Below are 19931 nucleotides of genomic sequence, written 5' to 3'. Positions count from 1 at the left end.
CGCGCTTCCCGCACACCAAATTCCGGACAAAACTCCACGATCATCGTCGGAGTTGTGTCCGGAATTTGGTGTGTGGAGGGGGTTAGGAGTGGAGCACGCTCTCGGGGCGCCCGAGCATGGCGGCGCCGACGGCGGCGACGCTGAGCCCCTCGGGCAGGAGCGCGATGCGGTCGGGCAGGTCGAGCGACGCGAGGAACGTCGATGACGCCGCCCACGATCGCAGGACCCGCTGCACCTCGGTCAGGAGCGGCGCGCCGACGTGGCTGAGCCCGCCGCCGATTACGACCGACTCGACGTCGACCGTGAGCACGAGGATCCTGATCGCGGCGGCGACACCGGTGGCGAGGTCGTCGCGGATCCGCACGGCCTCGGTGTCGCCCGCCGCCGCCTCGCGGAACAGTGCCTGGGCGGGGTGATCGCCCGCGCGCACCTCGTCGGTCGCGGGCCAGAGCCGGGCGATCGCCGAGCCGGAGGCGACGGTCTCGAGGCAGCCGCGCTGACCGCAGGGACACGGGTAGCCTGCCGGGTCGGCCGGGATGTGCCCGATCTCGCCGGACACGCCGCGTGAGCCCCGCCAGAGCCGCCCGTCGAGGACGATGCCGGCGGCGAGGCCCGTGCCGAGGTTGAGGTACGCGACGGGGCCTTCGAGCCCCATGAGGTGGTAGGCGCCGAGCGCCGCCGCGTTCACGTCGTTCTCGACGGTGACGGGTGCGCCCACGAGGGTTTCGAGCTCGCGGCCGAAGTCGGTGTCGTCGAGCCCCAGGTTGACCGCGTGGCGGACGCGGCCGGTCGCAGGATCGACGAGACCCGGGATCCCCACGCCGATCGTCTCGAACCCCTCCCCGACCAGACGGCGCAGACCCTCGACGGCGTCACGTGCGCTCGCCAGCACCGCGGCCTCCCCGAACCCGGTAGCCAGACGAAGCGACGCGGTGCGGATGCCGTCGTCGTCGACGGCGACCGCGTCGATCTTGGTGCCGCCGATGTCGAGCCCGGCCCTCATGCGGCGGCCGAGTCGTCGGTGACTGAGGGGAGGATCATGTTTGTTAGTAAACCTTACGAATCCAGATTCGTGCAACAGGTCGGCGAATTGTTTCGCTGAAGTAAAGCCGTGATTTTGACTCTTGACTTTTGTTTGTAAGGGCAATTTACTAACACCACCAAGCCCTGGCCGATCCTCTCAACGAAAGCGAGCTCGCATGTCCGACGACGTGTTGACCACTGTGTCGAGCACCGGCGGGCCCCGTCGTCGACGGGTGTCGGTCAAGGCGCTTCCGCAGCACAACCGCGTGCACAACCGCGCGGTCGTCCTTCAGGCCCTGTTCCACCAGGGTGCCATGAGCCGTGCCGATCTGGCCCGCGAATCCGGGCTGACCCGCCCGACCGTGTCCGTGCTGGTCGCCGAGCTCGAGGCCGACGGCATCGTCGCCGAGATCGGGCAGCGCGAGGACGTCCGGGTGGGCAAGCCGGCGACCCTCGTCGAGATCAACCCCGACGCGTTCCACATGATCGTCCTCGACCTCTCGAGCGCCGACCGATTCGTCGGCGCCGTCGTCAACCTCCGCGGCGAGGTCGTCGACCGGGCCGACCTGGCCATCGACGGCGCGGTCCGCGAAGACGCGATCGCGCGGGTCATCCGGCTCGCCGAGCGGCTCTCGGCCCTCACGACGCAGCGCATCCTCGGCATCGGGGTGGGCTCGCCGGGCATCGTCGACGACCAGGGCGTCGTCCGCGAGGCCCTCCACCTCGAGTGGTTCGACCTGCCGCTGCGCCAGCGCCTGGCCGACTACTTCCACCTGCCCGTGCTCGTCGCCAACGACGCGAACGTGGCCGCTCTCGGCGTCCACACCTTCCGCGAGGTGCCGGGCCTGAGCCTCATGGTCGTCACCATCGAGCACGGCGTCGGCGTCGGCCTCATCATCGGCGGGTCCCTCGTCGAGGGCGAGCAGTTCTCGGCGGGCGAGATCGGCCACGTGACCGTCGGCGCCGACGGCGAAGGCGCCCTCTGCACCTGCGGTCGCCGCGGCTGCCTCGAGACCGTCATCGGCGCCCGGTACCTCAGCGACCGCATCGCCGGCCTCGACGAGGGGGCGCGCGGCGAGGTGCTGCGCGACGCGGGTCGTGCGCTCGGCGTGGTCGCTGCTCCTGTGATCAGCGCCCTGAACCTCAACGAGGTCGTGCTCTCGGGCCCCAGCGACCTGCTCGACGGGCCGTTCCGCGACGCCGCGGTCGACACGATCAAGGCGCGCACCCTCTCGGTCGTCGGCGAGGGCCTCTCGCTCCGGACCACGCAGGGCGACGGCGACCTCGTCCTGCTCGGCGGCGCCTCGCTCGTCCTGCAGGCCGAGCTCGGCGTCTCGTAGACCGGTCGCCATCCCGGAACCACCACCATCCCAGACCCATCACCACCACCGATCCACTACATCCACGAATGAGGAGAAACACAGTGCGATACAAGGCAGTGCCATCCAAGCCGGTGTCGGTTCGACGACGCGCCGCCGCTGCGCTGGGCCTCGGCCTCGCTGCGGCGCTCGCCCTGAGCGCCTGCTCGTCGGGCGGCAACGCAGCCGCCGGCTCGAGCGGAGTCAAGACCGTCCCCACCACCAGCGGCAAGGGCAAGACCCTGACCGTCTGGGTCATGACCGGCGACTACACGCCGAAGACGATCGCGGCCATCAACAAGGAGTTCACGGCCAAGACCGGAGCGAAGGTCAACGTCCAGACCCAGCAGTGGGCGAACATCACCACGAAGATCTCGACGGCGCTCGCGACGTCGACGCCGCCGGACGTGCTCGACCTCGGCAACACGCAGGTCGCCAGCTACGCGGCCAACGGCGCCCTTCTCGACCTCACGTCGTACAAGAAGGACCTCCAGCAGGGCCAGACCTGGCTCGGTGGCCTGGAGGAGCCCGCGACGATCTCGAACCACCTCTACGCGGTGCCCGGCTTCGCCGGCGCCCGAGCGGTGATCTACAACAAGTCGATGTGGTCGAAGGCGGGCATCACGACCGCGCCGACGACCTACGACGAGCTCACCGCCGACCTCGACAAGGTCGCTGCGGCCAACAAGTCGACCGCCGACTTCTCGCCGTTCTACCTGCCCGGCAAGTACTGGTACGCGGGCATGCAGTTCGTCTGGGACGCGGGCGGCCAGATCGCCACGCAGAGCGGCAAGACCTGGAAGGCGGGCTTCGCCTCGTCGAAGGCGCAGCAGGGCCTCGCCGACTTCAAGACGTTCCAGAACACCTACTCGACCAAGGCGTCGCAGACCCTCGACACCGACACCCCGGCGCAGGAGACGATCTTCGCCGACGGCAAGACCAGCGCGATCCTCGACAACAACTGGGCGCTCGGCCTGATCCAGAAGGCGAACCCGAAGCTCGCGACCAGCGACCTCGGCTCCTTCCCCTTCCCCGGAAAGTCCGGGAAGACGCAGCCGGCCATGCTCGGCGGCTCTGACTGGGGCATCGCCGCGAAGTCGAAGAACACCGATCTCGCGCTCGAGTGGACCAAGCTCGCCACGAGCCCGTCCATCCAGTCGAAGTGGGTCTACGGCAACGACGGCTGGATCCCGAACAGCACCGAGGGCATCAAGGCCGCTGACGCGACCGTCGACCCGTTCCAGAAGGGCTTCTTCGACGCGGCCCTGAACTCGAAGGCCACCCCGGCCTCCGGCAACTGGGCGGCGCTCGAGGGCAACGAGGCGATCAATAACCTCTTCGAGGCCGTGGCATCGGGCTCGAAGACGCCTCAGGCCGCAGCGGACAGCTTCGACTCGGCCGCGAACACGCAGCTGAACTCGAAGTAGCATCACCCTCCGAACGAGAGAGAGCAGCCATGGCCATCACGCTCGACCGACCCCGCACGGGTGCTCGCGCACCCAAGCGCCGATCGTGGGCGCCGCTGTGGCTGCTCTCTCCCGCCGGAATCGTGATCCTCGCGGTGACGGTCGCACCGATCGTCTACCTCGTCTTCACGTCGTTCACCGACTACGACCAGCGCTCCCTCTTCACGGGCGCGTATGACGCGGTCGGGCTCGCGCAGTACACGAGCCTGCTGGGCGATCCGGCGTTCTGGGCGTCGCTGGTGCGGACGATCCTGTTCACGGCCGCCATGGTGGTGGGCAGCATCGCCATCGGCACCGGCGTCTCGCACCTGCTGACCCGGCTCGGCACGGTCATGCGGTACGTCGTGACGATCGTGCTCATCTTCGCCTGGGGCATGCCCAACGTGGCGTCGTCGATCGTCTGGAAGTGGCTCTTCCAGCCCGGCTACGGCGTCGTGAACTGGCTGCTCACGCAGACGCACCTCTTCGGCGACATGACGAACACGGCCTGGTCGAACTCGACCTTCCTGTCGTACTTCTCGATCTGGATGCTGATCGTGTGGCAGGCGGTGCCGTTCATCGCCCTCACGCTCTACGCCGCCGAGACCCAGATCCCCATCGACCTGAAGGAGGCGGCGCGGCTCGACGGCGCCTCCGAGTGGCGCGTCTACCGGACGATCGTGGTCACGTTCCTGCGGCCCACCCTCCTGCTCGTCACGATCCTGTCGGTGATCTGGGACTTCAACGTCTTCAACCAGATCTGGCTCGTGTCGCAGGGCGGTCCCGACAGCTCGACGACGACACTCGGCGTCTACTCGTTCATCACGGCGTTCGTCAGCTTCGACGTCGGCAAGGGCGCCGCCATCTCGGTCGTCACGACGCTTCTGCTCGTGATCCTGACCTCGTTCTACGTCCGCAACCTGCTTCGCTCAGGAGAAGACCTGTGACCACGACAGCCCCCACCGGAACCGGCACGACGCCGCCCGACGACTCCGGCGCCGCCTCGGCGGTCGCCGAAGCCGCCGCCGTCGAGCGCCGCGAGAGCGTCCTCGTGAAGCCCCGCCGCCGCCGCCGGATCCGCTGGGGCAGCAACATCATCGCGATCGTGTTCAGCCTCGTCTGGATCTTCCCCGTCTACTGGATGGTGAACACCGCGTTCAAGCCGCAGAGCGAGGTCATGACGCCGACGCCGCTCTTCCTCCCCGCGCACCCGACCATCAGCAACTTCGTGGTGGCGATCGGCCAGACGGACTTCCTGGTCAACCTCAAGAACTCGGTGATCGTCGTCGTCTTCGCGGTGGTCTTCTCGATCCTGCTGGGCCTGTTCGCGTCGGCGGCCCTCTCGAGGTTCCAGTTCCGGGGGCGCCGGTCGATCATGGTCTTCATCCTGATCGTTCAGATGCTTCCGTCGACGGCCCTGCTCATCCCCCTGTTCCTCGTGTTCAACGCGGTCGGACTGCTCGGCACCTACGCGGGCCTGATCCTCGCCTACGTCGGCAGCGTGCTCCCGTTCTCGATCTGGGTCATGCGGGGCTTCTTCCTCGCCATCCCGCTGGAGGTCGAGGAGGCCGCCAGGATCGACGGAGCGACCACGTGGCAGGTGCTCACCCGTGTGCTCTTCCCGCTCGTGATGCCCGGCGTGATCGCCACCGGGGTGTTCGCCTTCATCGCCGCGTGGAACGACTACCTCGTCGCCTACGTCTTCATGAAGGACCAGTCGCACTACACGCTGCCCCTCTGGCTGGCGTCGTTCTCGACGCCGACGGGCGGCACGGACTTCGGCGGCCAGATGGCCGCCTCGGTGCTCTTCTCGCTCCCCGTCGTCGTCTTCTTCATGATCATCCAGCGCAACCTGGTGTCGGGCATGTCCGCCGGCGCCGTGAAGGGATAGCAGTGACCACAGCCCGCTTCGCCGTCGTGCCGGCACCCGCCTCGATCGAGGCCGGTGTCGGCGCGTTCGTCCTCGACGACCAGGTGCGGATCGTCGCCGCCGACGCGCTGGCAGGCACCGTCGCCTGGTTGCAGTCGGCACTTCGCCCCGCCACGGGCCTGCTGCTCCGCGCCGCCGGCCCGGAGTGGCCCACCGCAGAGCGCGCCATCGTCGTCGGGCTCGCCGCCGACCTCGCCCCGGCCGCCTACCGACTCGAGGTCACGGTCGACGGGATCGTGATGCAGGGCGGCGACGAGGCGGGTCTCTTCGCGGCGTGCCAAACGCTCCTTCAGCTCCTGCCGCCCGAGGTGTATCGCCGGGCGCCCATCGACGGCGCCGACTGGTCGGTGCCGTCGGTCTCGATCACCGACGAGCCGCGGTTCGGATGGCGGGGCGCGATGCTCGACGTCGCGCGGCACTTCCTGCCCAAGCATGATGTCCTGCGCTTCATCGACCTCATGGCGATGCACAAGCTGAACACGCTGCACTGGCACCTCTCGGAAGACCAGGGCTGGCGCATCGAGATCCTCCGCTACCCGAAGCTCACCGAGATCGGCTCGTGGCGCCGCGAGTCGCAGGTCGGCGCTTCGCCGACGTCGCCGGGCGACGGTCGGCCCCACGGCGGCTTCTACACGCAGGCCGACATCCGCGAGGTCGTCGCCTACGCCGCCGCACGCCGCATCACCGTGGTGCCGGAGATCGACGTTCCCGGTCACTCGCAGGCCGCTATCGCCGCCTACCCCGAGCTCGGCGTGGGCGGAGCCTCGGTGAAGCGCGAGGTCCACACCCGCTGGGGAATCATCGAGGACGTCCTCAACATGGAGGAGTCGACGGTCGAGTTCTACTGCAACGTGCTCGACGAGGTCATGTCGCTCTTCCCGTCGCCGTTCATCGGCATCGGCGGCGACGAGTGCCCGCGCGACCAGTGGCGCGACGACCCGCGGACGCAGGAGCTCATGCGCGAGCGTGGCTTCACCGACGAAGCCGAGCTGCAGACCTGGTTCATGGCGAGACTCGATCAGCACATCACGGGGCACGGCCGCCGCAGCTTCGGGTGGGACGAGATCCTCGAGGGCGAGGTCTCGTCGTCGACGGTCGTCGCGTCGTGGCGCGGGATGACGGGCGCCGTCGCCGCGGCGCGTCGAGGGCACGACGTCGTCTCCTGCCCCGACGACCAGGTGTACCTCGACTATCGGCAGTCCGAGTTGCCGGACGAGCCGATCCCCGTCTCGATCCCGCTGACGCTCCGCGACGTGTATTCGTTCGACCCGGTGCCGGCCGAGCTGACGCAGGAGGAGAGCACTCGGATCCTGGGCGGTCAGGGCAACCTCTGGAGCGAGCACATGGACTCGCCCCGGACCCTCGACTACTTCGCATTCCCGCGTCTCGCCGCGCTCGCCGAAGTGCTCTGGTCGGGGCCAGGCCGCGACTTCGACGACTTCACCGCCCGCTTCGAGGCGCACCTCGCACGGCTGGATGCCATCGGCGTCGAGTACCGTCATTCGGACGGGCCGCGACCATGGCAGACTCGGCCGGGAATCGTCGGAAGGCCGGCGACCCGCGAGGAGCGCGCCGCCTACTTCGCCGAGCTCGTCGAGGCGATCGCCGACTGAACAGGCTGCACTGCCAGCACCACACACGACAGTGAGGAACATCCCGCCGTGGAGATCATCATCCTGCCCACCCCCGCCGACGTCGGGCGCGTCGCCGCCTCGCTGATCGCGCGCGTGGTGAACGAGAAGCCCGCCGCCGTCCTCGGCCTCGCCACGGGCTCGTCGCCCCAGGACATCTACCGGTCGCTCGCCGCGCGCGTCGAGGCCGGTGAGCTCGACGTCTCGCAGGCCTCGGGCTTCGCGCTCGACGAGTACGTCGGGATCCCGCTCGACCACCCGGAGTCGTACGCGTCGGTCATCGCGCGCGACGTGGTCGAGCCGCTGGGCATGGATCCCGCGAAGGTGCGGGTGCCGGACGGCCGTGCGGACGACATCGAGGCCGCCACTCGTGAGTACGACGAGGCGATCGCTGCGGCGGGCGGCGTCGACATCCAGATCCTGGGCATCGGCGCCAACGGGCACATCGGGTTCAACGAGCCGACTTCGTCGATCGCCTCGCGCACCAGGATCAAGACGCTGGCGCCGTCCACGCGCGAGGCCAACGCCCGATTCTTCGACGACCCGGCCGATGTGCCGACGCACTGCCTCACGCAGGGGCTCGGCACGATCCTCGACGCGAAGGCCGTCGTGCTCGTCGCGCAGGGGGCGGGCAAGGCCGACGCGATCGCCGCGGCGGTCGAGGGGCCCGTGTCGGCCATGTGCCCCGGTTCCGCCCTGCAGTTGCACCGGCACGCGACGATCATCGTCGACGAGGCGGCCGCGTCGAAGCTGACGCTCACCGAGTACTACAAGTACACGTACGCCAACAAGCCGGCCTTTCAGCGCTTCGAGTAGCGGCACGCCCGGCGTACCCGCGTCTTTCCGGCGTCCGCGCGCCTCCTAGGCCGCGCGGGCACGCCGAAAAGGCGCGGGCCCCTAGATGCGAGGGCGGCGCAGCGTCAAGCCGCACCACGTCACGCCGGCACCGCCGCCAGCCGCTCGTAGACCGGGTCGGTCGCCGCCGTGACGTCGGCGTGCAGCTCGACGAAGGCCGAGTACACCTCCCGCCGGTCGGGGTGCGGCCGGAACGTGTCGCTGACACGCACCATGGCGGCCTGCGCCTCGTCGAACCCGGGGCGGACCCCGAGCCCGACGGCGGCGCAGATCGCCGCGCCCAACCCTGCTCCATCCGTGGTCGCGGGTCGGTCGACCGGCAGGCCGAACACGTCGCTGATGATCTGCGTCAGGAGCGGGGAGACGCTGCCGCCGCCCGAGACGACGACCCGGTCGAAGGTGACGGCGAGCTCCTGCGCCATGGCGTCGGCCTTCTGCTTCATCGTGTAGGCGATGGCCTCGAGGATGCTGCGATAGAGGTGAGCCCTGCTCTGCCGCCCGTCGAACCCGAGGATCGACCCGCGGCGCCACACCGCCTCGGCGGGTGCCAGCCAGTCGAGCACGGTGAGGAGTCCGTCCGAGCCGGGCGGCACCAGCGCGGCCTCGCGGCCCAGACGCTCTTCGACCGACTCGCCCGCGGCCTCGGCGTCTGCCCGCTCGGCGGGGCCGAGGAGGTCGCGGAACCAGCTGACCGTCCACATGCCGCGCCGGATCCCGCCGCTCTCGTACAGGTACTCGCCGGGCACCGACGCGAAGTTCGACCAGAAGTCGACGGCATCGGGTCGGCTCGCCTCGCCGATCGTCATGCTCGTGATGTACGTGCCGAGCGAGATCAGGAGTGTCGACGGCGAGGCGAGGCCTGATCCGAGGGCTTCGACCGCCTTGTCGTTGGCGGTCGCGATCACGGGCAGCCCGGTCGGCAGCCCGGTGGTCGCGGCGGCGGACGCAGTGACATGGCCCAGGAGCTCGCCGGGAGCCACCAGGTCGAAGAGCTGGTCGCGGCTCAGACCGTACCGCCGCAGCACCGCGTCGTCGCCCGACCACTGCCAGGTGTCGACGTCGATCGGCCACTGCCCCTGGTAGTTCGCACTGGTGTCGCGGAACTCGCCGGTGAGGCGGTGCGTGATGTACCCGGACGACGTGGTCACGCGGGCGACCGACTCGTCGAGGTGCTCGTAGGCGCGACCGAGCCGGTCGTCCATCCAACTGAGCACCGGAGCCGCGAGCGACCCGTCGGCGCGCAGCATTGCCCGGCAGAACCGGATCGTGCACAGCCCGACGCCGACGATGTCGCCCGGGTCGCCGCCCTGCTCGACGAAGTCGGCCAGGGCCGCCCGTGACGCCGTGCCGATCGACTCCCAGAGGTCGTCGCCGGGATGCTCGACGACGCCGGGGCGCGGCGTGCTGTACGGCCGGAGAGGGCACCGGCCGCTGGCCACGACCTCGCCCGTCTCGTCGAAGACGGTCACCTTCGACGACTGCGACCCGTTGTCGATGCCGACGAGATACCGCGGCATCAGGAGCCCCGGATCAGCCGCGCGGCGCGATGCCCGCGCCGGCGACAGGGTAGATGGTGCCCTTGTTCATGATGCCGTTCGGGTCGAACTGCTGCTTGAGCCCGGCCAGGATCGCGTACGCCGAGCCGTGCTCGGCCAGGGTCCACGGGGTGCGGTACTTGCCGATGCCGTGGTGGTGGACCATGGAGCCGCCGTGGCGCAGGGCCTCCTCGACGATGATGGCGTTGAGCGGCACGTGGTACTTCTCGATCTCCTCCGCCGGCGCGCAGTCGATGTCGTAGTCGTAGACGAAGTACATGTTCGTGCCGGTCTGATAGCTGTGCGACGAGTGGCCGCCGAGCATGGTGAGGTCGGAGGCCGCCGGGAACTCGGTGCGGACCCTGTGCATGACGGCGTCGTAGATGGCGCCGACCGACGACCAGTCGGCCGAGATCTCGGTCGTGTAGCCGAGGTGGTGGTGCTCGCGCATGGCGGCCTTCTCGGCCTCGATCTTGTCGGGACCCCAGTTGAGGTTGTCGAACCACGCCTCGATGAGCGCGGGCTCGACCTTCTCGTGCGGGTGCAGATCGAAGACCCGCTGGATCTCGGCGCTGGTCGCCGCGACGATCGACGCGGGGCCCTCGGCGACGAACACGACGACGCACTTGCCGTTCGAGAAGTGGGCGAAATGCTGGTTCGCGTCTTCGGGCGAGTAGAGACGGGCGACCGACGGGCGGAATCCGCCGACGACGACCTCGCGCAGGATCTCGATGCCGGTCGCCATGTCGTCGACGAGTGCCGCGTGGAACTCGTTGTTGTCGGGGAAGTGGCGGAACACCTTGACGGTCACCTCGGTCACGAAGCACAGGGCGCCCTCGTTGCCGATGATCACGTGCCGGATGTCGGGGCCGGCGGAGCGACGGGGGACGTTCTTGACGCGGGTCACGGTCCCGTCGGGGAAGACGGCCTCCAGACCGACGACCATGTCTTCGATCGCGCCGTAGAGGGTCGAGAACTGCCCGATCGAGCGCGTGGCGACGAGACCGCCGTACTGCGCCAGGGGCTTGGACTGAGGCGAGTGGCCGGTGGTGAGGCCGAGCTTCCGGAGGGTGTCCTCCACGACCTGGAGCGGTGCGCCCGCCTGAACGGTGACCTGCATGTTGCGTTCGTCGACGGTGAGGATCGCCTTCATCCGCGAGCCGTCGAGCACGACGGTGTCGGCGACGCTCGTCTCGAGGCCGCCCTCGGTGCCGGTGCGTCCCGTGCGCGGGACGACGTTCACGAGGTTCTCGTTGGCGAACGCCAGGACGCGCGCGACGTCGTCGGTCGACTCGGCGTAGACGATCGCGGCCGGACGAGGCGCGTCGAAGATGCCGTGGACGGCCTGGTACTTCTTGAACCGGTCGACGCTGGCCTCGTCGAGCGCCTGCTCGTCGGTGTCGATCTGGTCGGGCCGGACGATGGTCGCGAGCGCCTCGACGATCTGCTCGCGCTCGAGGGCGGAGATGGAGTCGATCATGGTGGTGATGCCTTTCTGGAACGGCGGGCTGTGGGGGAGTCGGGGATGAGGGGCGGCGGAGCGCAGGACGGCGGAGACGAGGCGTCGCGCGACGAGCTGCGCACCCCGCTCAGCGCACGAGGTAGCCGCCGTCGACGGTGAGCACGTGGCCGTTGACGTAGTCGGACGCCCGGCTGGCGAGGAAGACCGTGGCGCCCATGAGGTCGGCGACGTCGCCCCACCGCCCGGCGGGGATGTGGTCGAGCACGCGCTGGTTCGTGGTCGGGTCGGCCCGGGTGGCCTCGGTGATTTTCGTCGCGAAGTAGCCCGGCGCGATCGCGTTGACCTGGACCCCGTGCTGCCCGAGCTCGTCGCAGTAGGCCTTCGTGAAGCCGACGATGCCGTGCTTGGTCGCGGCGTACGCGGGAGACCACTGCCCGCCGAGGAACGAGAAGAGCGAGGCGATGTTGATGATCTTGCCCGAGCCCTGCTCGATCATGTGCCGGGAGGCCTCGTGGCCGAGCTCGAACGGGGCGGTGAGGTTCACCGCGATCATGGGATCCCACTCGGGGCGGCCGAAGTCCTCGACCGTGGCGAGCTTGCAGATGCCGGCGGAGTTCACGAGGACGTCGACGGAGCCGAGGCGGTCGAGACAGGTGTCGATGACGTCTCTCGGTGCTCCTGCGGCCGTGATGTCGATCTCGAGGAACTCGTACCGGACCCCCTCCGCCTCGATGAGGTCGCGGGTCGTGCCGTCGTCGTCGAGCACGCTGGGCACGAAGACGTGCGCGCCGGCCTTCGCGAGGGCGAGGGAGAACGCCTGGCCGAGGCCGGTGTTGCCGCCGGTGACGATCGCCACGCGGCCGTGGAGGCCGAAGTGGTCGAGCGAGAAGTCGCGGATGTCCATGGGATTCCTTTCGTGGGGGTGTCGCAGGAGGCGACGAGGGGTCAGACGGGCACGGCGACGAGGGGCCGACGCGCGGCGACGCGGATCGTCACGCGGGTCAGGGCGAAGCCGGCGAGCCCGGCCACGACGAGCACGGCGAAGAGCGTGGAGTAGCCGCCGCCCTGCTCGGGCACGCCCGCGGCGGGGTCGCCGATCCACCAGGCGCAGAGGGCCGGCAGGAACGCGTCGGGGAGGTACGCCAGGCCCGACGCGAGGCCGATGACGCCGCCGCGCTGACTGGCGGGGATGCCCAGCTCGCCGACGGTCGCCCAGTAGACGCCGCGGCTCATGAACACGGCCAGGCAGAGCAGCAGGAGCAGGCCGAGAGCCGCCACGATGAGACCCGGGCGCTTCGGCAGCACGAGGAACCCGAGTGCCATCGCCGACGACGCGAGGAACATCCAGCCCAGGAACCGCGTGGACGACTTCGTGACCTTGTCGACGACGATGCCGCCGATGGGCCCCGCGACGAACTGGAACACGTAGCTGCGGATCACGCCGATGACGCCGATCGCGGCGACACCCACGCCGAAGCTGTGCTCGAGGAGCGGCGAGAAGTAGCCGAGGGTGGTGTAGAAGGTGAACGCCATCGCGATGGTGAGGCCGATGAGCCAGGTGAACGGGTTCTTGGCCGCGAGGAGCAGCTGACCGAGCGAGACCGACGTCGACTCGGCGTCGGCGAGACGCGCGCGGTCTTCGCGGACCGCGAGGAGGATGACCGCGGCGAGCACGAAGCAGAGCACGCCGTAGATGCGGATCAGCGTGAGGACGCCGGCGGAGGGGACGATCGCCGCCGCCACGACGGCGGTGCCGATGAGGCCGACGACCGTGGAGGTCGCGCCGCGGATGCCCTCGAGGAAGCCGAAGAAGCGCCCCTGGCTGCCCGGCTCGGCGAGCAGGCCGATCGACTTCACCAGAGCCGACCAGTACAGGCCGGTGCTCAGCACCGCCATGACGACGTGGGCGGCCATGATGCCGACGAGGCCCGGCGTCGTCGCGATGTAGAGGTCGCACAGCCCGACGCCGACGAGGGCGATGCAGATGAGGAGCCGAGGAGAGAACCGGTCGGCGAACCAGCCGCCGAAGAAGTACATGATCGTCGCCGTCGCCCCGAAGACGGAGACGACCGTGCCGTACTCCTGCCCCGTGAGGCCGAGGGCTGCAGTGGTGGCGTCGAGGAAGACGAAGCGGATATAGGCGACCTGGAAGATGACGCCGCCGGTCATCGAGAGCAGGACGAAGGTCAGGAGCGAGCGGGGTGTCATGGACCACCTCATCGTGGGGAGCGGGAACGGCCACGACTCTATTCTCGTAGCGTGTGACATGTCAATTCAGGGTATTCATCACCTTTTGACTCAGCAGGAGCCGGTGGTGACGCCCGACACGACTGACCCCGGAACGCGGGTGCGAGATCGTCCACGGATGCGAGTCACAATGGGCGCGTGACCCGCACGCTCTACGTCTCCGACCTCGACGGCACGCTCCTCGGCCCGGATGCCCGCCTGAGCGCCTTCACCCGCCGTACCGTCGAGGCGCTGATCGCGGACGGCGAGCTCTTCGCGGTCGCGACGGCGAGGTCGCGGCAGTCGCTGCTGAAGCGCGCTCCCGCGCTGCGGCAGACGGGCCCCGCCGTCGTCTACGGCGGCGCGTTCGTGGTCGACCTTCGCACCGGCCGCAACCTCGTCGAACAGACGCTCGCTCCCGAGGCGGTCGACGGGATCCTCGCCGTCCTCGGTCGACTCGGCGTTCCCGCCCTCGTGTACTCGGCGACCCCCGGAGGCCCTGGCGTCGCCCCGGCACCCGGTCTGGACGACACGGTGTCGTGGGTGGCGGGCGACGAGAGTCCGGGCATCCGGTGGTACCTCGACGACCGCGGCGCGGACCCGAGATTCCGGCCGGTGGGGCACCCGGGCGAGCTGCCGCGCTACGGCACGTTCTCGATCGTCGCGCTCGGGCCTCTCGCGGAGCTCGAGCCGGTGGCGCGGATCCTGCGCTCGGATCTCGGGGCGGACGTCGTGGTGTCGCTGCAGGAGGAGACCTACCTCGAAGGCATGTACTGGCTCGATCTCGCGGCGCCCGGCGCCACCAAGGGCGTCGGCGTGCGCACCCTCGCGGAGATCTACGACGCCGACCGCATCGTGTGCTTCGGCGACAACCTCAACGACCTCGACATGTTCGCCGTCGCCGACGAGGCCTACGCGGTCGAGAACGCGCACCCCGAGGTGCTCGCCGCGGCGACCGGCGTGATCGGCTCCAACGCGGACGACGGCGTCGCCCGCTGGCTGGCGGGGCACGCGCGCCTCGAGCGGACGGCCTGACCGCAGCCTGCCCGGCGCCAGGCCGTCGCGACACCAGACTCTCGACTCCCGACTTGCCGCGGAGCGCGGGCAGCGCCATCCTGGGGATTAACCACCGCGCCGGCCGTCTCGCTCTCCTCCGGCGCACGCGCGCCGAGGCGCGTTCACCCGAACCAGGAGGCACCGTCATGCAGATCGCCAGCGAGCCCGCGACCAAGGTCGCCTTCACCGAGCACGCCTGGCCGGCCGCCCTCGAGGATCTCCCGACGCCCGTCCTGACCATCGACACGCGGGCGCTCGCGCACAACATCGACACGATGGCCGACTGGTGCCGTCGCGCCGGCGTCGACCTCGCGCCGCACGGCAAGACCACGATGGCGCCGTCGATCTGGCAGCAGCAGCTCGACGCGGGCGCCTGGGGCATCACCGTCGCGACCGCCTACCAGGCCGAGGTCGCGCGCGAGGCCGGGGTCTCGCGGATTCTGCTGGCCGGCACGACGTTCTCGCCCGACGCCCTCGCCCTGCTCGCGTCGTCCGGCAGCCGAGTGCACATGTGGCTCGACTCGGTCGCGGGCGTGAAGATCGTCGACGAGGCCCTGGGGCGCGCAGGAGCCGAGAACCCCCTCGCGGTCCTGGTCGAGCTCGGCGCCGTCGGAGCCCGCACGGGCGCTCGCAGCATCCCCGCGGCTCTCGAGGTGGCCGCGGCCGTCGCCGACGCCGAGCACCTCGTGCTGGCCGGCATCGCGGGGTACGAGGGCGCCGTCTCGCACGAGATCGACGCGGAGGCCCTGCACCTCGTCGACGACTACCTCGCCACGCTGATCGAGCTGCGCGACGTCCTCGACGGCGACGCGTTCGCCGACTGGGTGGCGATGGGCGGCGAGGTGATCCTCACGGCGGGCGGCAGCATCTACTTCGACCGCGTCGTCGAGTCGCTCGGCTTCCGGCATGACCCCGAGGGGCGTCGCGGGGTACCGACGCGGGTCGTGCTGCGCTCCGGTTCCTACGTGACCCACGACCACGATCACTACCGGCGCGTGACGCCGTTCGCCCGGGCGAGCACGGGGGAGTCGTTCCTGCCTGCTCTCGACCTCTGGGCCAGCGTCATCTCGCTGCCCGAACCGGGCCTCGCGCTGCTCAACGCGGGGCGTCGCGACACCGCCGACGACGAGGGCTTCCCCGTCGCTCTCGAGGCCTATCGTCCCGGACCCGGCGGCGCGCGCCGGATCGAGGGAGCCGTGGCCGCCGCGACCGTGACCGGGCTCAACGACCAGCACGCGTTCGTCCGGGTGCCGGTCGACTCGGCGCTCGCGGTGGGCGACCTCGTGCGCCTGGGCATCTCGCACCCGTGCACGACGATCGACAAGTGGACGCAGATCGCCACCATCGACGACGGCCGCGGAGGGGATCGTCTGCCCGCGGTGACGGGCCGCCTGACGACGCGCTTCTGAGCCGTCGGCGCCGACGACCGGCTGAACGCACGAAACCCCCCGACGATCGCCGGGGGGTTTCGTGCGCTGCGGGGTAGGGGACCCGCTAGCGCGGCACCCTGCGACCCGACCTGGGCCAGGAGTCGGCTGCGACTCCCCGGCGGAGCCAGAGGGCGAGCAGGATGCCGAAGACGAGACCGGCGAAGCCGATCGGCAGCGTGACGGCCGTGGCGATGACGGGAGCCGGCGTCAGCAGGAGCGTGAACGAGGCGACGAGGAACGCGCCGCCGATCAGCCCCGAGACGATGGCGACCCGCTCCCACACCCGACGAGCTGAGGTCTTCATGGTGCGAGGCTAACGAGACGGCGGCGTCCCCCGCAGTCGGACCTTCGGGGGACAGCCTGCGGGACACCCGCGTCGCGGCGCCGCGACCTCAGGCCGTGAGGGCGCTCTGCAGGGCGTCGACGCGGGGATCGATCACACGTCGGGAGGCGTCGGCGTCGTACCACTTCAGGATCCTGCGGGCCCCCTCGGCGAAGGGGACGCGGGCCTCCCAGCCGGGCGCCAGCTCGCGGATCTTCGTGCAGTCGAAGACGGCCGCGTGGCTGCGGTCGCCGCGCAGGGGTTCGTCCCACTCGGGCGCCTCACGGACGATGTCGTGGGTGGTGCGGTGCACGATGTGGGGCACCTCGACGCCGGCTGCGTCGGCGAGGTCGAGGGCGATCATGTTCCAGGTCAGGAGCTCGGGCGACATGATGTTGAACGCCTCGCCGATCGCCTCGTCGCGCCCGAGCAGGGCGAGGAACGCGGGCGAGAAGTCGTCGACGTGGGTCAGTGCCCAGGGAGAGGTGCCATCGCCGTGCAGCGCGATCGGGAGGCCGCGGCGGAGGCGGTCGACGAGAGTCCAGCCGCCGAGGAGCGGCACCTGCGTGCGGTCGTAGGTGTGCGAGGGGCGCACGACCGTGGCGCGGACCCGCCCGGCGGCGTGCTCGTCGCGCAGCAGCCGCTCGCAGGCGATCTTGTCGCGGGAGTACTGCCAGAACGGGTTGAACAGCGGCGTCGTCTCGGTGATCGGCAGCCGAGCCGGCGGCTTCTGGTAGGCCGACGCCGAGCTGATGAAGACGTACTGGTCGCTCCGGTCGCCGTAGAGGCGGATCGCTGAGGCGAGCTGGTCGGTCGTGAAGGTGATGAAGTCGGCGACCGTGTCGAAGCGCCGGTTGCCGAGCGCGCTCCGCACGGCGTCTTCGTCGCGCACGTCGGCGATGATCGCCTCCACCCCGTCGGGCGTCTCGCGAGTGTGAGTCGCGCCGCGGTTGATCACCGTGACGTCGACGCCCTGCTGGACGGCGTCGCGGACGACCGCCGCGCTGATCTGGCCCGTGCCCCCGATGACGAGGAGTGACTTCGTTGTCATCCGTCGATCATGGCAGACAGGTCGGTCGACCGGCCATGCGAGGCACGAGATCGCCGCACGGCGACCGCGGGTCTCGGCTCAGGATCGGGGAGCGCTCTCGACCCGACGCCCCGCGGCCCACACCTTCTGCACGTTCCACTCGTCGTCCCACACGACGAGGTCGGCCGCGTGACCCGGCGCGAGAAGACCGAGGTGCCCGTCGAGCCCGAGCGCCCTCGCCGGCGTGCGGGTCAGCGCCGTGACCGCGTCGACCGGCGGCAGCCCCAGCGTCTCGATGGCGTGGCGGAGCGCCTGGTCGAGCAGCAGCGTCGACCCCGCGATCGTCTCGACGCCGTGCGACAGCGGTTCGGTGAGGAGTGCCGTGCCCTCGCGCACCGTCACGTCCAGCGAGCCGAGCCGGTAGGGGCCGTCGGACGCCCCGGCAGCGGCCATCGCGTCGGTGATGAGCGCGACGCGGTCCGGCGCCTGCTCGAACAGGACGCGGGCGACGGAGGGGTGCACGTGGACGGTGTCGAGGATCAGCTCGAGGGTCACCCGGGCGTCGTCGATCGCGGCGACGATCGGGCCGGGCGCACGGTGGTGGATGCCCGGCATCGCGTTGAACGCGTGCGTGAGCAGCGTGGCACCGCGGTCGAAGGCCGCCCGTGCCGTCTCGTAGTCGGCCTGCGTGTGGCCGACGGCCGCGACGACGCCGCGGTCGACGACGGTCTCGATCGCGTCGAGCGCGTGCGGCAGCTCGGGCGCGACGGTGATCTGGCGCACGACGCCCGGGTGCACGTCGAGCAGCGAGGCCACGGTCGCAGGATCGGGGACGGCCAGGTAGTCGGGCCGGTGAGCCCCCCGGTTGTCGGGCGACAGGAACGGCCCCTCCAGGTGCGCCCCGAGGACGAGCGGGTCGCTCCGCATGAGCGTGGCGATCGTCTCGAGTGAGCCTCGCAGCGCCGGAAGCGGGTTCGCGACCAGGCTGAGCACCGACCGGGTCGTGCCGTGCTGCCGGTGGACCCGGAGGGCGGCCTCGATGTCGGCAGCGCCGTCGTCGAAAGCGTGGCCGCCGGCGCCGTGGCCGTGAAGGTCGATGAAGCCGGGCGTGACCACGTGCGACCCGACGTCGACCGTGTCGGCGTCGTGCGGGACAAGGTCGGCGGCGGCCGAGCCCGGGGCCCGCGGGTCGCCGACGCCGGTCGCAGCGATCGTGTCGCCGTCGACCAGGATCCACGCGCCGCGGCGCTCGCCGGACGCGTCGATCGCGGTGAGGTTGCGGAAGAGCGTGCTCACGACGCGTTCTCGCGTCGGAAGTTGACGATGCCCGAGACCAGCGCGAGCACGCCGAAGACGGCGCATACGATCGGGTAGCCGAGGCTGAACCAGGTGTAGACCGCGGCGCCCATCACGGCGATCTCGACGATCGCCTTGCCGACCGGGTCGCTCTGGACCACCGCCTTCGGCGAGCGGAACAGCCCCCAGACCACCATGGCCAGGATCGGCAGGCCGATGAGGAAGAGCAGGCCCGGCCAGGGGAACGGCCACGCCATGTAGCCCCAGAACGCGAGGCTGAAGAACGCGAACAGCTCGAGGAAGAAGCGCAGCACGTCGTTGACGCGCAACGGCTGACCGCCGCCTCCCCCGCCCCGGCGGGGGCGCCGCTTCGGTGTGTCGAACATGCCTCGCCCTCTGCTGATCTCGGTGGGCCGCCTAGCGGAACACGATGGTCCGGGCCCCGTCGAGGAGCACGCGGTCTTCGGCGAACCAGCGGACGGCCTGCGTCAGGGTCCGCGACTCTTCATCCTGCCCGATGGCGACGAGGTCCGCCGCCTCGCGGGTGTGGTCGACCCGCACGACGTTCTGCTCGATGATCGGCCCCTCGTCGAGGTCGCTCGTGACGAAATGGGCCGTGGCGCCGATCAGCTTCACGCCGCGGGCGTGCGCCTGCCGGTAGGGGTTCGCGCCCTTGAACCCGGGCAGGAACGAGTGATGGATGTTGATGGCCCGGCCCTCGAGGGCGGCGCAGAGCTCGGGGCTCAGGATCTGCATGTACCTCGCGAGCACGACCAGCTCGACGTCGTGCTCGTCGACCACCTCGAGAATGCGGCGCTCGAACTCGGCCTTGAGCTCGGCACCCACGACGGCGCGGTGCTCGAACGGGACGCCGTAGAACTCGGCGAGGCCCTGCAGATCGGGGTGGTTCGCGAGGACGAGCGGGATCTCGATCGGCAGCTGACCGGCGCGCTGGCGGAACAGGAGGTCGTTCAGGCAGTGGGCCGCCGTGCTCACGAGCACGAGCGTGCGGAGCGGACGGCCGACCACGTCGAGCTTCCACTCCATGCCGTACCGAGCGACGACGGGCGCCAGGGCGGCCTCGAACGCCTCCCGGCCGGTTGACGACACCACCTGGAGGCGCATGAAGAACGTGCCGGTGTCGTGGCTCGAGAACTGCTGCGACTCGGTGATGTTGCCGCCGGCGTCGACGACCGCGCCGCTGATCGCGTGCACGATGCCCGGGCGGTCCTCGCACACCAGCGTCAGGGTCCAGTGGGTCTGCTCGTCAGCAGTCTGTCCGACGTCCGTCGGCCGGGCGGTATCCGTCACCCGTCCAGGATATGGCACCGG

18 protein-coding genes are annotated in these 19931 nt (G+C 70.2%); 8 read left to right on the top strand and 10 right to left on the bottom strand.

What is annotated here, in order from left to right:
* Positions 1-82: 82 nt before the first annotated feature.
* Positions 83-1003, bottom strand: coding sequence for an ROK family protein (locus C8E83_RS12700; protein ID WP_121370235.1), 921 nt, complete (start codon positions 1001-1003; stop codon positions 83-85).
* A 196-nt stretch (positions 1004-1199) separates the two neighbouring features.
* On the opposite strand from C8E83_RS12700, the gene C8E83_RS12695 reads away from it, so the two are divergent.
* The 6 genes from C8E83_RS12695 to nagB all read left to right on the top strand — a co-directional run bounded on the left by C8E83_RS12695 (position 1200) and on the right by nagB (position 8203).
* Positions 1200-2363 (top strand): ROK family transcriptional regulator, encoded by a 1164-nt coding sequence (locus C8E83_RS12695; protein WP_121370234.1) that lies wholly within the window; start codon positions 1200-1202, stop codon positions 2361-2363.
* An 83-nt stretch (positions 2364-2446) separates the two neighbouring features.
* Positions 2447-3808 (top strand): extracellular solute-binding protein, encoded by a 1362-nt coding sequence (locus tag C8E83_RS12690; protein ID WP_211331698.1) that lies wholly within the window; start codon positions 2447-2449, stop codon positions 3806-3808.
* Positions 3809-3837: 29 nt separating this feature from the next.
* Positions 3838-4773, top strand: coding sequence for a carbohydrate ABC transporter permease (locus C8E83_RS12685; RefSeq protein WP_121370232.1), 936 nt, complete (start codon positions 3838-3840; stop codon positions 4771-4773).
* Entirely contained in the window at positions 4770-5717 is a 948-nt protein-coding gene (locus C8E83_RS12680) for a carbohydrate ABC transporter permease (RefSeq protein ID WP_211331697.1), read from the top strand. The genes C8E83_RS12685 and C8E83_RS12680 overlap by 4 nt, the downstream gene beginning before the upstream one ends.
* 2 nt (positions 5718-5719) lie before the next feature.
* A complete protein-coding gene (locus tag C8E83_RS12675; RefSeq protein WP_211331696.1) occupies positions 5720-7369 on the top strand; it encodes a beta-N-acetylhexosaminidase in 1650 nt (549 codons plus the stop codon).
* A gap of 48 nt (positions 7370-7417) precedes the next feature.
* Positions 7418-8203 (top strand): glucosamine-6-phosphate deaminase, encoded by a 786-nt coding sequence (gene nagB / locus C8E83_RS12670; protein WP_121370231.1) that lies wholly within the window; start codon positions 7418-7420, stop codon positions 8201-8203.
* A gap of 119 nt (positions 8204-8322) precedes the next feature.
* Here nagB and C8E83_RS12665 read toward each other — a convergent pair whose 3' ends face one another.
* The 4 genes from C8E83_RS12665 to C8E83_RS12650 form a co-directional block, all read right to left on the bottom strand.
* Positions 8323-9759 carry an FGGY-family carbohydrate kinase gene (locus tag C8E83_RS12665; protein ID WP_121370230.1) on the bottom strand — a complete coding sequence of 479 codons (1437 nt, stop codon included), beginning with the start codon at positions 9757-9759 and terminating at the stop codon, positions 8323-8325.
* A gap of 13 nt (positions 9760-9772) precedes the next feature.
* Positions 9773-11257: an FAD-binding oxidoreductase gene (locus tag C8E83_RS12660; protein WP_121370229.1), complete on the bottom strand. Its 1485-nt coding sequence runs from the start codon at positions 11255-11257 to the stop codon at positions 9773-9775.
* Positions 11258-11366: 109 nt separating this feature from the next.
* The gene (locus C8E83_RS12655) at positions 11367-12143 is read right to left on the bottom strand and encodes an SDR family NAD(P)-dependent oxidoreductase (protein WP_121370228.1); all 777 of its coding nucleotides are present in this window, start codon (positions 12141-12143) and stop codon (positions 11367-11369) included.
* Between the two features lie 41 nt (positions 12144-12184).
* A complete protein-coding gene (locus C8E83_RS12650) occupies positions 12185-13447 on the bottom strand; it encodes an MFS transporter (RefSeq protein ID WP_170159934.1) in 1263 nt (420 codons plus the stop codon).
* A 177-nt stretch (positions 13448-13624) separates the two neighbouring features.
* On the opposite strand from C8E83_RS12650, the gene C8E83_RS12645 reads away from it, so the two are divergent.
* Positions 13625-14500: an HAD hydrolase family protein gene (locus tag C8E83_RS12645; protein ID WP_121370226.1), complete on the top strand. Its 876-nt coding sequence runs from the start codon at positions 13625-13627 to the stop codon at positions 14498-14500.
* A 167-nt stretch (positions 14501-14667) separates the two neighbouring features.
* Positions 14668-15930, top strand: coding sequence for an alanine racemase (locus tag C8E83_RS12640; protein WP_121370225.1), 1263 nt, complete (start codon positions 14668-14670; stop codon positions 15928-15930).
* Positions 15931-16015: 85 nt separating this feature from the next.
* Here C8E83_RS12640 and C8E83_RS12635 read toward each other — a convergent pair whose 3' ends face one another.
* From C8E83_RS12635 to purU, 5 genes are all read right to left on the bottom strand, one after another.
* On the bottom strand, positions 16016-16255 hold the full coding sequence (locus C8E83_RS12635) for a hypothetical protein (RefSeq protein ID WP_147430171.1): 240 nt from the start codon (positions 16253-16255) through the stop codon (positions 16016-16018).
* A gap of 88 nt (positions 16256-16343) precedes the next feature.
* Positions 16344-17324 (bottom strand): NAD-dependent epimerase/dehydratase family protein, encoded by a 981-nt coding sequence (locus tag C8E83_RS12630; protein WP_121370223.1) that lies wholly within the window; start codon positions 17322-17324, stop codon positions 16344-16346.
* A gap of 78 nt (positions 17325-17402) precedes the next feature.
* Positions 17403-18599, bottom strand: coding sequence for an N-acetylglucosamine-6-phosphate deacetylase (nagA, locus tag C8E83_RS12625; protein WP_245981665.1), 1197 nt, complete (start codon positions 18597-18599; stop codon positions 17403-17405).
* Positions 18596-18985, bottom strand: a complete 390-nt coding sequence (locus C8E83_RS12620; protein WP_121370221.1) for a YrdB family protein — start codon at positions 18983-18985, stop codon at positions 18596-18598. Before C8E83_RS12620 ends, nagA begins: the two co-directional genes overlap by 4 nt.
* A gap of 31 nt (positions 18986-19016) precedes the next feature.
* The gene (gene purU / locus C8E83_RS12615; protein WP_121370220.1) at positions 19017-19910 is read right to left on the bottom strand and encodes a formyltetrahydrofolate deformylase; all 894 of its coding nucleotides are present in this window, start codon (positions 19908-19910) and stop codon (positions 19017-19019) included.
* Positions 19911-19931: the final 21 nt, after the last annotated feature.

Origin of the sequence: Frondihabitans australicus, from assembly GCF_003634555.1 — a bacterium.
In the GTDB taxonomy this organism is placed as follows: Bacteria; Actinomycetota; Actinomycetes; order Actinomycetales; family Microbacteriaceae; genus Frondihabitans; species Frondihabitans australicus.
This window is presented reverse-complemented; position numbering and strand designations above follow the sequence as displayed.

Coding starts and splice junctions, on each gene's coding strand:
- C8E83_RS12695 (WP_121370234.1), top strand. CDS start 1,200: ATGTCCGACGACGTGTTGACCACTGTGTCGAGCACCGGCGGGCCCCGT.
- C8E83_RS12630 (WP_121370223.1), bottom strand. CDS start 17,324: ATGACAACGAAGTCACTCCTCGTCATCGGGGGCACGGGCCAGATCAGC.
- C8E83_RS12650 (WP_170159934.1), bottom strand. CDS start 13,447: ATGACACCCCGCTCGCTCCTGACCTTCGTCCTGCTCTCGATGACCGGC.
- C8E83_RS12700 (WP_121370235.1), bottom strand. CDS start 1,003: ATGAGGGCCGGGCTCGACATCGGCGGCACCAAGATCGACGCGGTCGCC.
- C8E83_RS12620 (WP_121370221.1), bottom strand. CDS start 18,985: ATGTTCGACACACCGAAGCGGCGCCCCCGCCGGGGCGGGGGAGGCGGC.
- C8E83_RS12635 (WP_147430171.1), bottom strand. CDS start 16,255: ATGAAGACCTCAGCTCGTCGGGTGTGGGAGCGGGTCGCCATCGTCTCG.
- C8E83_RS12665 (WP_121370230.1), bottom strand. CDS start 9,759: ATGCCGCGGTATCTCGTCGGCATCGACAACGGGTCGCAGTCGTCGAAG.
- C8E83_RS12640 (WP_121370225.1), top strand. CDS start 14,668: ATGCAGATCGCCAGCGAGCCCGCGACCAAGGTCGCCTTCACCGAGCAC.
- C8E83_RS12660 (WP_121370229.1), bottom strand. CDS start 11,257: ATGATCGACTCCATCTCCGCCCTCGAGCGCGAGCAGATCGTCGAGGCG.
- C8E83_RS12685 (WP_121370232.1), top strand. CDS start 3,838: ATGGCCATCACGCTCGACCGACCCCGCACGGGTGCTCGCGCACCCAAG.
- C8E83_RS12655 (WP_121370228.1), bottom strand. CDS start 12,143: ATGGACATCCGCGACTTCTCGCTCGACCACTTCGGCCTCCACGGCCGC.